This window comes from Flaviaestuariibacter flavus (genome assembly GCF_004337505.1).
GTDB lineage: Bacteria > Bacteroidota > Bacteroidia > Chitinophagales > Chitinophagaceae > Flavisolibacter > Flavisolibacter flavus.
Map to the genome: position 1 here is coordinate 1 of NZ_SJZI01000007.1, position 12,096 is coordinate 12,096.

A 12,096-nucleotide genomic window follows, 5' to 3' on the forward strand; every position below is an offset into this window, starting at 1 on the left:
GACCAGGCCATCCGCTGGACCACCAACGACGCCAAGCGCCTCGTAAACACCATCTGTTTCGAGACCTTCCGCGGTGGCGCCGAGACCTACTGGCAGTCGTCCACCAACGGCGACATCTACTTCGACAACCTGAAGCTGGTACAACTGGCACGCTAAGATTAGATGATAAAAATGAAAAGCCCCCCGCAGATGCGGGGGGCTTTTTTTGTGTTCCTCCAGGACCGTCATTGCGAGGGGCGATCTCTTCCAGAGCCGTCATTGCGAGCGTAGCGAAGCAATCCCCACAGCTATGGCACTGCTGTATACCGAAGCAAGGGAGTTGTCCCATAGATAGGGAGATTGCTTCGTCGTCTCCTTTCAGTCGCCTCCTCGCAATGACGGCATTAGGAGGCGCAATGGCGGCATTCAGAAAGACCGCCCGCCCCAAAATCCGGACCACTGCACCCTTTTCTTACTCCCGCTGCCGCGTAACCGGTAAATTCGGGACCCGGTTACCGGGTTCTTTCAACAAACCTCCAAGAAATGAAAAGCGCAATCGCTTCCCTGGCCCTGCTCGTTGCCACTACGGCCGCCGCACAGCAGCAGCCTCTTTACATGCCCCGCAACATCCAGCAGGCCTATGCCGCCGGCACCCGCAGCCCCGACGGCGCCCCGGGTAAGAACTACTGGCAGAACAAAGGCCGCTACAACATCGAAGTGAAGGTGACGCCGCCGAATAAGACGGTCACCGGCACCGAAACCATCGTGTACACCAACCACAGCCCCAACACGCTCAACCGGCTTACCATCAAGCTTATTCAGAACATCCACCAGCCCGGCGCCTCGCGCATGGGCGCCGCGGCGCGCGACTACCTCACCGGCGGCATCAACATCGACCGCTACACCGAGAACGGCGTTGAGAAGAAAGTACGCGCCAATACGGTGCGCACCTTCATGGATGTGCCGCTTACCAAAAAGCTCGCGCCCGGCGACTCCGTCACCCTCACCGTCAACTGGCACTACGACGTGAGCCAGGAGAGCGGCCGCGAAGGACGCCTCGACAGCACCAGCTTCTTCCTCGCCTACTTCTACCCGCGCGTGGCCGTGTACGACGACACCCACGGCTGGGACCGCATGGACTTCGTGGAGGCGCAGGAATTCTACAACGACTTCAACGACTACGAGGTGGCCGTGACGGTGCCCGCCAACTTTATGGTATGGGGCACCGGCATGCTGCAGAACGCCGGCGCCGTGTTGCAGCCCGCCTACCTGGAGAAATACAACCGCAGCCTTACTTCGGATGCCGTGATCAACGTGGTGACGAAGGCCGACCTCGCCGCCGGCGGCATCACAGCGCCGACCACCAACACCTGGCGCTTTGCCGCCACCCATGTGCCCGACGCGGCCTTCTGCATCTCCGACCATTACGTGTGGGACGCCGCCTCGGTGGTGGTAGACAAGGCCACCGGCCGCCGCGCCTCCTGCCAGAGCGCCTACATCGATTCGGCCGCGAACTTCCACCACCAGGTGCGCTACATCCAGCATTCGCTCGACTTCTACAGCAACCGCTGGCCCGGCGTTGCCTATCCCTTCCCCAAGAGCACCATCATCCAGGGCGTGGCCGATATGGAATACCCCATGATGGCCAACGACAGCCCGCAGGACGACTCCGTGTTCCAGCGCTTCGTGGCCGAGCACGAGGTGGGCCACAGCTACTTCCCGTTTTACATGGGCATCAACGAGCACCGCTATGCCTTTATGGACGAAGGCTGGACCACCGCCTTTGAAAACATGATCGCCACCGAAGACCTCGGCAAGACCGCCGCCGACGAGTTCTTCCGCCAGTTCCGCGTGAACGGATGGGCCACCAACCCTACCGACGAAACGCAGGTGCCCATCATCGTTCCGGGCAACCTCCTGGGCAGCCCCGCCCTCGGCATCAACGAATACGGCAAGCCCGCGCTCGCCTACCTGGCACTCAAAGACATGCTGGGTGATGAAGTTTTCCGCAAGTCGCTCCACGGCTTCATGGCCCGCTGGAACGGCAAGCACCCGCTGCCCTGGGATATGTTCAACTCCTTCAGCAACCTCTCGGGCCGCGACCTTACCTGGTTCTGGAACAACTGGTTCTTCACCAGCAACTATATGGATGTGGCCGTAGACAAGCTGACGGCCGGCGCCAGGGGCAGCACCCTCACCGTAAAGAACATCGGCGGCTTCGCCATCCCGCTCAACGTGCAGCGCACGTTTGCCGACGGCAGCAAAGACACGGTGCACTTCACCGCCGCCATCTGGGAGAAGAACGGCAAGCTGGCGACGCTGAACTTACCCGGCACGAAGAAAATCGCTTCGCTGAAGATCGACGGCGGCATTTATGTGGATGCCGACGGCGCCAACAACAGCTGGGGTGATGCGGGCACGAAGAAGGCAGCCGCAGCACCGGCTGCGTTGCTCGACAAGGTGACCGGACGCTATACTTCTTCGAAAATCCCCATCAAGATCACCATCACGAAAAAGGACAACACGCTCTACGCCGAGCCCGACGGGCAGGAGGCACTCCCGATGACTTATGAAGGCGGCAATAAGTTCGCCATCGCGGCCCAGGGTGTTAGCATTGAATTCGACCCGGAGAAAGGGGAGATGAAGTTCACGCAGGGCGGGACGGGGTTTACGTTTAAGAAGGATTGATGAAATGTTTGTAATAGCAGAAAGCCTGGCCAATCGGTCAGGCTTTCTGCGTTTTCAAGAAATTAGTCCGTAGGACTTCGGGAAACATCCATGGGGGGACGTGACGCGACTGGCTTTTCTTCGTGGTTAATTCCCGGTGCTTTTCTCACCGGATATGCCTGCTTTCCGGACACGTAGCGGACATTTATCGGACACGTAACGGACATGTAACGGACATGTAACGGACACTTATCGGACATGTAACGGACAACTTATTTCCGGAAACGGTATTTGGACGTCTTTTTATCTCCCGTTTTTTCCAGTAAGCCTAAGGCAACCATCTCTGTCAGGTCGCGCCGCGCTGTCCGGTCTGTTATGTCAAACTTTTGCTGGTATTGTCCGGTGGTGATGTAATCCTCGTCTTTCCAGACTTTTAACGCTTCCTTTTGACGCTCATTCAGATCATAAGCAGCCCAAAGGTGCTCCTGATAAGCATCTTTAAAAAGTGAAACAAGCATGCCACCATCCTGCTCTTTCATCTCAGGCTCCGGCAAACCAGCTTCCTTGCAGGAATTGATAATTTTAAGCGTTCCCCGTCCCCAGGCGTCGATATATCCTCCTTTGAAACAGACATCAGCGATTAATGGATTCCTTGGCCGCGACGGGTGCTGGCGCTTTAATGCTTCTAAGGTGAGTCCCTGTGGCAAAAAACCTTCATTCCAGATACTGAAGCGGTCATCATACATGCGGATCTGTACAGTGCTTCCCATGTAATCGCGATGAACCAAGGCATTCAATAGCATTTCACGCAGGGCTGCTACCGGGTATTCGCCCTTTTCAATCCGCTGCAGTCCCTGGAAGTCAACCGGTTTCACAAAAAACTTATGGTTCAGTACATCGGGAACTTCAATCAATAAGCGGATCAAGTTCCCTTCCGCTGTTTCCTGGAACCGCAAATCGTCGTCCGACGTACCAAAGCGCCCCATTTTAACCACCATGTTCGGAAAGAAGCGGCCGGGGTCTTTGCCAAACAGAACGAGAGCGGCCCGTTTCACCTTTCCTGCTTCCATCAGTCGTAGCTTTTCCAATAACTCCTGCAGCGAAAGGCCGTCCAGGTCGGGCAAGCGGCCACTTCCCTTCGCATCACGCACGAACTTTTTGATAGCATTCTCATCGATATCCGTGAGTGAAGCCGCAGGCTCAATTACATCATCCCAGCTTTTGCCGGTTTTCCGCAACAGGAATTCGATGAGTGCATTTCCTTTCAATTCCTGCTTCGTGCTTCCGCTTCGCGTGTAATAGACACCACGCAGCGAGATTGGCACCGCATAAGGGGGTGTGATAATTTCCAGGTAATGATTTCCGCGCTCTTCGTGCAGGTTCACTTCCACCATGATTCCCAATACGTCGCGGATCTTGTTCGGAAGGTCTTCAAGCAGCTTTTTGTAATCAGGAACATCTATTACATGGCCCTTGTCATCTCTTCCAATGAAAATAGTGCCGCCCTGGCTATTGGCGAAGCCAACGATCCATTTCAGGTAATCGTCGTGCCAGCTTTGCTTGTATTCTATGTTCTGGTGTTCGGGCATAAATTCCTCCGGCAATAAAACTACGATGTAAGGCTATCTCTACGGATTGGTGCTGGCGGCAAAATCGAGGAAGAAGAAATGCATCTTCGTAATCATCGGCTTGTCTATAGTTACCGTTTCGTATACCATTTCGTACCGACGCTCTTTGTATAGGGGAGCGGTGAAGTATTTTCTGACCTTTTCTTCTATCGTTCCATCCGGAATCTGGTCGGCCAGAACACGCATGGCGTCCCAAAAGCATACCGACTCCATGTTGAACACCTGCGAATAGGTAGGGAAATCCCTTTCGGAGATGATCCATAGAAAAGAATCACATTTCTTTTCAAGGACATCCTTTAGTACTCCGAACATGACCTCCCACGATTTGCTCTTTGCGGTGCTGTTCAATTGGTCATAATAGTCCTGCAAGGTATCGGGTGCGGAGTCTGCCTTTCCAATCTGGCCAAGTTCTTTCGGTAGCTTCCAGTGAATGTCAAAATCATAGTGGAACTTGAGTTCCATCGATTTTCCATTAACGGTTAAGTCAACTTTTTTCTTTTCCAGGGTACAATGTGCACCCTGCTTCGTCATCGACTTTGCAAGAGCATACGCGACGAACTTTTCCAACTTGATGTTGGCTCCATAGTGAGCGAAATCCCGGAGATCTTCTTTGAACTCCTCGCTTTGTATCGCAGTTCGGACATCATTCAACAAGGGCGTGCTTCGTGTCAGCATTTTAAGTTGTCTTTTAAAGAGAATAATTAATGAAGATTAACTAAATCAACGGCAACCCCAGCTCCCTCAAAAACTCATTATGCCTCATCCGCGCCTCCTCCGCCTTCTTATTAATCTCCACCAACTGCGCATGCACCGCCTTTAAGTCAATCTCTTCTTCCGTCGTAGCCGTGCTCACATACCGGGAGATATTCAGGTTAAATCCATTCTGCTCGATCTCCGCCATCGACACCCGACGGGAATAACGCTCCTCTTCTTTCCGGTGCTGGTAAGTATCGATGATCTTCTCAATATGCTCCGGCGCGAGGCTGTTCTGGCGCTTGCCTTTTACGAAGTGCTCGGCGGCATTGATGAACAGCACATCATCCGGCTTCTTGCATTTTTTGAGCACGAGAATGCACACCGGGATGCCCGTGGAGAAGAACAGGTTGGACGGCAGCCCGATCACCGTATCGATGTGTCCGTCTTTAAGCAGCTTGGTGCGGATGCGTTCCTCGGCGCCGCCGCGAAACAGCACGCCGTGGGGCAGGATGATGGCCATGGTGCCGGCATCGCTCAGGAAGTGCACGCCGTGGAGCAGGAAGGCGAAGTCGGCCGCCGACTTCGGTGCCAGGCCATGGCTCTTGAAGCGGAAGTCTTCGCTCATCGCCTCGTTGGGCTCCCAGCGATAGCTGAAGGGTGGGTTGGCCACGATGGCGTCGAATTCCATCTTTTTGGCCGGGTTGGCCTCGTTGAGGAGGTCCCAGTCGTTGAGCAGGGTGTCGCCATGGTGGATGTGGAATTCGGTGTCTTTCATTCCGTGGAGCAGCATGTTCATCCGCGCCAGGTTGTAGGTGGTGATGTTCTTTTCCTGCCCGTAGATCTGGCCCACGCCCTGGGCCCCCATCTTGCGGCGCACATTGAGCAGCAGCGAGCCCGAGCCGCAGGCAAAGTCAAGCACCTTATCGATGCGGGGGCGCTTGCCTGCTGCGGGGTCCTGGCTGTCGAGGGCCACGATGGCGGAGAGGATGGTGGAGATCTGCTGCGGGGTGTAAAACTCGCCGGCCTTCTTGCCAGAGCCGGCGGCAAACTGCCCGATCAGGTATTCGTAGGCATCGCCCAGCACGTCGGAGCCGGTTGGAAACTTGCCGATGCCCTCGGCGATCTTCTGGATGATGGTGCAGAGGCGGGCATTGCGCTCGGCATAATTCCTTCCGAGCTTATCGGAGTTGAGGTTGATCTCCGAAAAGAGGCCCTGGAACGTGCTTTCGAAGCTCTCGTTCTCGATGAACTTGAAGCCCTCCTGCAGCGTGTGCAGCAGCTCGCCGTTTTGGGTGCGCGCCTGCTCGGCGATGCTGTTCCAGAGGTAGGCAGGCTTGATGACGTAGTGCACCCGGCGGCGCATCAGCTTTTCGAATTCTTCCACGTCGGCCGCGTTGGCGGCATACCATACGGACAGCGGCGAACGCTTGTCTTCTTTATCCAGCTGCGGGTAATCGCTCCCCAGTTCCTTCTTCGCCGCGCCCTCGTAGTTGTCGCTCAGGTAGCGGAGAAAGAGAAAGGAAAGCATGTAATCGCGGAAGTCGTCGGCGTTCATGGCGCCGCGCAGGTCGTCGGCAATGCTCCAGAGGGTGGAGCCGAGTTGTTTATAGTCTTGTGCGGTCATGGTGTTACAGATTGTTTAACCGGATGCGCTCCCAGTCGGTCCAGGCTTTGTTTTCGGGGGTGGTGAAGGGACGGAGCTCTCCGCGGTCGTTTTCCATCAGAATCGTTGCGACATACACAGGGTTGTTGGGGAGATGCTGCCGCACCGGCTGCGCCGATGGAGCAGGCCCATGGTTATACGGGGGTAATATTGGAAGTGCCGCTTCCAGTACAGACGCGAAATAGTCAATATGCTCCAACGCCTCATTGAACTGGCTAATTGCCAGGTGGCCTTCCAGAACATGTTCGCCCCTGACCACCTTCCATTCGCTCGGAAACCGCTCACGCCTTGCGGTGACGAAGTCGGTCTCGGCCAGTTGGCGCAACAGATCGATTTTGGTATCATCGTCACCGGCTATCGAATACACACGCCCACACCAGCCATAGGCCAGCCCCGTGGCCACATCAGTCAGGAACCAAAGATTGAAACAGAGTTCGGTCGAAGGCATATACAGAATGCTTTTTATTCAGAAACAGATGGGAAGAGGTTTTGGAGGAGGGCTCTCTTGTGTGTTTTTAATATTTCAACCTTTTTAATCTGAGCACTCACCTGCTCGTCGAAAGCAGATAGTGAATCCACGATTTTTGATTGTTCTTCATGTGATGGGACAAGAATTAGGAATTGTTTCAAGTCGTTCAAGTCTAATTTTCCTGCTCCAATTCCAGTTGCAGTTACTTTATCTAAAAGCACAGGTTCGGATGCTACTAAAAAGTGTAAAAGAAAGTCGCTCGAGATCGATGCATCAAGTGAAATGGCCTTTACGTCTTGATTGAACGACAATTCACGCTTTGCAATTCCCATCGGAATGCGCTTATATAACATACTTCCTCGTACCAAGATCAGCAACTGCCCTTCTTTTGCAATCGCAGCACCTTCTGCTACGGCTAAGTCAGTAATTTTTAATTCAGAGTCATGTAAGGTGTAATTGTGCATCGATACAGCGCTAATCCAAGGAATGGTACCATCCCAATATTCAGGATTGTCTTTAGATGGAGTTCCTCCAGAACTAAACTTTGCTATTTCTCCCAAAGTCTTTTGTTCCCACTCCCCCTCAAACCCCTCAAACCTTAACCGCGGCACCGTTTCTCCCTCCGCCGGAAAAAGCTGCTGCATCAAGCCTTTCTTATGCGCCTTGAGGGCCTCCAGCTTTTGGGTTTCGGCGGCGATCAGGTCGTCGAGGGAAGAAAGGCAGGCTGCGATTTTTTGTTGTTCTTCAAGGCTTGGTATTTCTATTTCTAGCTTTTCGAGCTGCGTATTATAGAGGTGAACAACCGCGTCACCCTGTGCTATTTTCGAAATAGCTCTCTTTTTGGTATTATTCAAACAATAAGAAAGAAAAACTCCGTTGATACCTGAGCGAATAATGTTGATATCTCCTCCGAGTGCGACACCATCTTTTAATACACAGGAAGCAGTTGCTATGTCTTCCCTTGTTTCTCCTGAGGATGGAATAAGGACATCATTGAATTGGCTCAGAACCAGTTGGGCAGATGGGATGTTTGTGCGTGACTTAATATTCTTAATAATCTCGCCGTATTCCGTGTATAATTCGCCATATCTAATGCAGGGTAAGGTGCCATCGATTGATATGTCAGCTTTCGAAATTCCCTTTCCTTTTGACAAAGACGCAGCATTACCCAGTTTTTCTTGACTCCAACCGTTCGCACTAGCAAATTCCGGAAATCGCTTACGCGGTACAAGTCCCATTTCTTTACTATTCATACGCTTTCAACCCGGCAATCTCCCGGCCGCCGGCCCGTTTCTTTAAAATAGGAATCAGTTCATTCATCAACACCTGCTCTTTCTGCGTCCGTGCCTTCCAGCCCAGGTCGAGTGGTGCCAGCAGCTCGGTGAGCTGCGCGCCGTCGAACACCATGCGATTGAGTACGCCCGACACAAAGGCCTGCAGGCTTTCGGCTTCGAGGCCGTTCTTCGCCGCCACGGCCAGCACCGCCTGCGCGTGCTTCTCCGTTTTGAATTGCTGATAGCCCCCGCGGATCGCTTCCTCGCTCAACCCCGCGCCGGCCTGCAGCGTGTCGATGTAGGCCACGATGTCGTCGCGCTCCTCCATCAGGTTAGCGCTGGAGCCCAGGAGGTTCACCAGGTCTTCGCGCGTCATCTTCTGCTTTTTCGGCCCCTGTGCGCTCCAGGCGGCAATGAGGCCCATGATGTAGTCGTAGTCGATGATGGCCGAGGCAAAGAGCACGAACTCGAAATCGAGCTGCTCCACCTTGGGGTCCACACCTGGTTCTTTGCCGCCCTGCTTGTCGCGCAGGCGCTTCGCCGTTTCGATGTAGGCGCTGCGGAAGGAGCGGAGCGCGTCGGGCGGGAGGATGGTGTCGATCGCGGTCTTGTCGGCCTCCGACAGGTCGGTGTATTGGTCCAGCTGCGTTTTGAGGCGCTGCACTTCCTTGAAGCGGTTGATAAAGTCGGCGCGGGCGGCGTCGCCTTTCAGGTTGGCCACTTCCTCGGGGGCGCAGGCGAGGCCCTGGGTTCCCATCATTTGGGCGAGTTCGGCCACGGCGCCGGCATAGCGCTGCAGCACCACAGGCGCTGGCTCCACCAGCCAGATCTCGCGGGCGCGGCTACCGCTTTCGCCCGAGAAGAGCTTGATGGCCGCATCCACGGCATCCTTCTGCCTGCGGAAGTCGAGCACGTTGCCATAGGGCTTCGTGTCGTTCAGCACACGGTTAGTGCGGCTAAAGGCCTGGATGAGGCCGTGGTGCTTCAGGTTTTTGTCTACGTACAGCGTGTTGAGGTACCTGGCGTCGAAGCCGGTGAGCAGCATGTCCACCACGATCACGAGGTCGATCTTTTTGGCGCGCGGGTAGTCGCTGTTGGGGTACTGCTGGTCCTTGATCCGCTGCTGAATGTCTTTGTAATACCCGTCAAAGTCGGCCAGGCGGTGCGCGGTGCCGTACTGCCGGTTGTAGTCGTCGAGGATGCCCTTCAGCGCGGCCTTCTTGCCTTCGGGGTCCACCTGGTTGTCGATCTGCTCCTGCGGAAGGTCTTCCTGCAGCTGCTGCACGTCCTTGTTGCCCTCGGCCGGCGGCGAAAACACGCAGGCGATGTGCAGGGGCTGGTAGCTTTCGTTTTCATCCAACCGCTTTTGCTGCAGCTTTTGAAACAGGTCGTAGTATTCGATGGCCTCGTTGATGGAGGCCGTGGCCAGGATGGCGTTGAAGCGGCGCCCGTGGGTGGCGTCGTCGTGCTTGTTGAGGATGTGGTTGGCCACCCCGGCGCGGTGCGTCCAGCTGCCCGTCGTCACCTCCACCTCCGGCTTGAAGTAGTCTACGTGGAAGCGCAGCACGTTGCGGTCTTCAATGGCGTGGGTGATGGTGTAGCGGTGCAGGCATTTCTGGAAAATATCCTCGGTAGTTTTCCAGCTTTCCTTGTCGCCCTGCGCCTGCGTATTGATGGCGTTGTCTTCAAAGATGGGCGTGCCGGTAAAGCCAAAGAGCTGCGCTTTTGGGAAGAACTCCTTGATCGCCTTGTGGTTTTCGCCGAACTGTGAGCGGTGGCATTCGTCGAAGATGAACACCACGCGCTTTTGGCGCAGCGGCTCCAGGCGGTCTTTGTAGTTGCGCGGGTTGGCGGGGTCGAGCGCGAGGCCCAGCTTCTGGATGGTGGTCACAATCACCTTGTCGGCATAGTCTTCCGACAGCAGGCGAGTTACCAGCGCCTCGGTGTTGGTGTTTTCCTCCACGCATCCGGGCTGGAACTTGTTGAACTCGTCGCGTGTTTGCCGGTCCAGGTCTTTGCGGTCTACCACAAAGAGGCATTTCTCCACGTTGGGGTCTTCCTTCAGCAGGGTGGAGGCTTTAAAAGAGGTGAGGGTTTTGCCGCTGCCCGTGGTATGCCAGATGTAGCCGTTGCCGCGGTTCTCTTCGATGCAGCGCACGATCTCCTTTACGGCGTAGACCTGGTAGGGGCGCATCACCAGCAGCTTCTGCTCGCTTTCCACCAGCACCATGTAGCGGCTGATCATCTGGGCGAGGGTGCACTTGGCGAGGAATTTTTCCGCGAAGTCGTCGAGGTGGGTGATCTTCTTGTTGTCTTCGGCGGCCAGCTGGTACACGGGCAGAAACTGCTCGTCGGCGCTGAAGTTGAAATGCTGCGCGCGGTTGTTGGCGAAGTAGCAGGTGTTGGTGCGGTTGCTCACCACGAAGAGCTGCACAAAGCAAAGCAGCGAGTTGGTGTAGCCGTTGCCGGGGTCGGCTTTGTAATCCACGATCTGCTGCATGGCGCGGCGCGGGCTTACTTCGAGGGTCTTGAGTTCGGCCTGCAGCACGGGGATGCCGTTCATCAGCAGCAGCACGTCGTAGCGGTGGTGGCTGTTGTGCGTGTTCATCCGCAGCTGGTTCACCACCTCGAAGTCGTTCTTGCACCAGTCTTTAATATTGACGAGCGTGTATTGCAAGGGCGTACCGTCTTCACGGATGAAGGTGTTCCGTTGGCGCAGCAGTTTCGCTGTGGCGAACACGTCGGGGTTGACGATTTCGTCGCGCAGGCGGCTGAACTCCGCATCGCTCAGTGTGACCCGATTGAGGTCTTGGAATTTCTTGCGGAAGTTCTGCTCCAGCGCGGCGCGGTCACGGATGTCGGGCCGGTGGGTGTATTTGAGATCGGCAAGCTTGCCGATTAATTGGTTTTCAATATCCAGTTCTCTCATTCCGGTTGGTTTTGGTGGTAGCGGGGCACAAAATAGGGATACGTTTAGATATACAGGGTATCGCCGGATAGATTTGTGCCGCTCGAGTATGCTCAATAAAGTGTGTCAATTTAAAACTGATTAAATTGATATACGATGGAAAAGAAATCATTTGATTTTGATGCTTTTGTAAAGGAGGCTGGTGAGCAGCTTCGCTCCGGCAAGCCTTTAGTTGGAGCGGAAGGTGTTTTTACGCCGCTTTTAAAGCGCGTTATTGAAGCTTCTTTAGAAGGTGAGATGGACGAGCACCTTAAGGAGAAGAAAAGGCCGGGCGGCAACCGGCGCAACGGCCACACACAAAAAAATATACAAAGCTCGTTGGGCGGCTTTGATATTTTTTCTCCCCGCGACCGCGACGCCTCCTTCGAGCCACAGACAGTGGCCAAGCGTCAGCGGGTCATCTCCGAGGATATGGACCAGAAGATCCTGAGCCTGTATGGCATGGGCCTGTCTTATTCAGACATTCAGAAGCACCTGAAGGAGATTTATGACTTCGACATCTCGGATGGCACGCTGACGGCCATTACCGACCGGATCATCCCGGCGATCAAGGAGTGGCAGAACCGGGTACTGGAGAGCGTTTACCCGGTGGTGTGGCTCGATGCCATCCACTTCAAAGTCCGACAGGACGGCGTGGTGAAGACCCGGGCCATCTATTCCATACTGGCCGTTTCCACGGAAGGGCAAAAGGAAGTGATCGGCATTTACTTTGGAGAAAACGAGGGAGCGGCTTTCTGGCGCTCGGTGCTCGC

At 55.0% G+C, this 12,096-nt stretch carries 8 protein-coding genes; 2 read left to right on the forward strand and 6 right to left on the reverse strand.

Features of this window, described 5'->3' with window-relative positions; genetic code table 11:
• Window positions 1-522: 522 nt before the first annotated feature.
• A complete protein-coding gene (locus tag EPD60_RS04155) occupies window positions 523-2,667 on the forward strand; it encodes a M1 family metallopeptidase (RefSeq protein ID WP_165871402.1) in 2,145 nt (714 codons plus the stop codon).
• A gap of 251 nt (window positions 2,668-2,918) precedes the next feature.
• Here the strand turns inward: EPD60_RS04155 and EPD60_RS04160 are convergent, their stop codons facing one another.
• Genes EPD60_RS04160 through EPD60_RS04185 form a run of 6 tightly spaced genes read right to left on the reverse strand, consistent with a single transcriptional unit; the run spans window position 2,919 to window position 11,305 of the window.
• Window positions 2,919-4,235 (reverse strand): ATP-binding protein, encoded by a 1,317-nt coding sequence (locus EPD60_RS04160; protein ID WP_131447158.1) that lies wholly within the window; start codon window positions 4,233-4,235, stop codon window positions 2,919-2,921.
• Between the two features lie 39 nt (window positions 4,236-4,274).
• Window positions 4,275-4,949 carry a hypothetical protein gene (locus tag EPD60_RS04165; protein ID WP_131447160.1) on the reverse strand — a complete coding sequence of 225 codons (675 nt, stop codon included), beginning with the start codon at window positions 4,947-4,949 and terminating at the stop codon, window positions 4,275-4,277.
• A gap of 40 nt (window positions 4,950-4,989) precedes the next feature.
• Window positions 4,990-6,594 (reverse strand): type I restriction-modification system subunit M, encoded by a 1,605-nt coding sequence (locus EPD60_RS04170; RefSeq protein WP_131447162.1) that lies wholly within the window; start codon window positions 6,592-6,594, stop codon window positions 4,990-4,992.
• Between the two features lie 4 nt (window positions 6,595-6,598).
• Window positions 6,599-7,081 carry a hypothetical protein gene (locus EPD60_RS04175; protein WP_131447164.1) on the reverse strand — a complete coding sequence of 161 codons (483 nt, stop codon included), beginning with the start codon at window positions 7,079-7,081 and terminating at the stop codon, window positions 6,599-6,601.
• A 14-nt stretch (window positions 7,082-7,095) separates the two neighbouring features.
• Entirely contained in the window at window positions 7,096-8,355 is a 1,260-nt protein-coding gene (locus EPD60_RS04180) for a restriction endonuclease subunit S (RefSeq protein WP_131447166.1), read from the reverse strand.
• Window positions 8,348-11,305 (reverse strand): type I restriction endonuclease subunit R, encoded by a 2,958-nt coding sequence (locus EPD60_RS04185; RefSeq protein WP_131447168.1) that lies wholly within the window; start codon window positions 11,303-11,305, stop codon window positions 8,348-8,350. Before EPD60_RS04185 ends, EPD60_RS04180 begins: the two co-directional genes overlap by 8 nt.
• Before the next feature lie 135 nt (window positions 11,306-11,440).
• Here EPD60_RS04185 and EPD60_RS04190 point away from each other — a divergent pair.
• A partial coding sequence (locus tag EPD60_RS04190) for an IS256 family transposase (protein WP_207896541.1) occupies window positions 11,441-12,096 on the forward strand: 656 nt, incomplete at its 3' end.

Coding starts and splice junctions, on each gene's coding strand:
- EPD60_RS04175 (WP_131447164.1), bottom strand. CDS start 7,081: ATGCCTTCGACCGAACTCTGTTTCAATCTTTGGTTCCTGACTGATGTG.
- EPD60_RS04160 (WP_131447158.1), bottom strand. CDS start 4,235: ATGCCCGAACACCAGAACATAGAATACAAGCAAAGCTGGCACGACGAT.
- EPD60_RS04170 (WP_131447162.1), bottom strand. CDS start 6,594: ATGACCGCACAAGACTATAAACAACTCGGCTCCACCCTCTGGAGCATT.
- EPD60_RS04185 (WP_131447168.1), bottom strand. CDS start 11,305: ATGAGAGAACTGGATATTGAAAACCAATTAATCGGCAAGCTTGCCGAT.
- EPD60_RS04155 (WP_165871402.1), top strand. CDS start 523: ATGAAAAGCGCAATCGCTTCCCTGGCCCTGCTCGTTGCCACTACGGCC.
- EPD60_RS04180 (WP_131447166.1), bottom strand. CDS start 8,355: ATGAATAGTAAAGAAATGGGACTTGTACCGCGTAAGCGATTTCCGGAA.
- EPD60_RS04165 (WP_131447160.1), bottom strand. CDS start 4,949: ATGCTGACACGAAGCACGCCCTTGTTGAATGATGTCCGAACTGCGATA.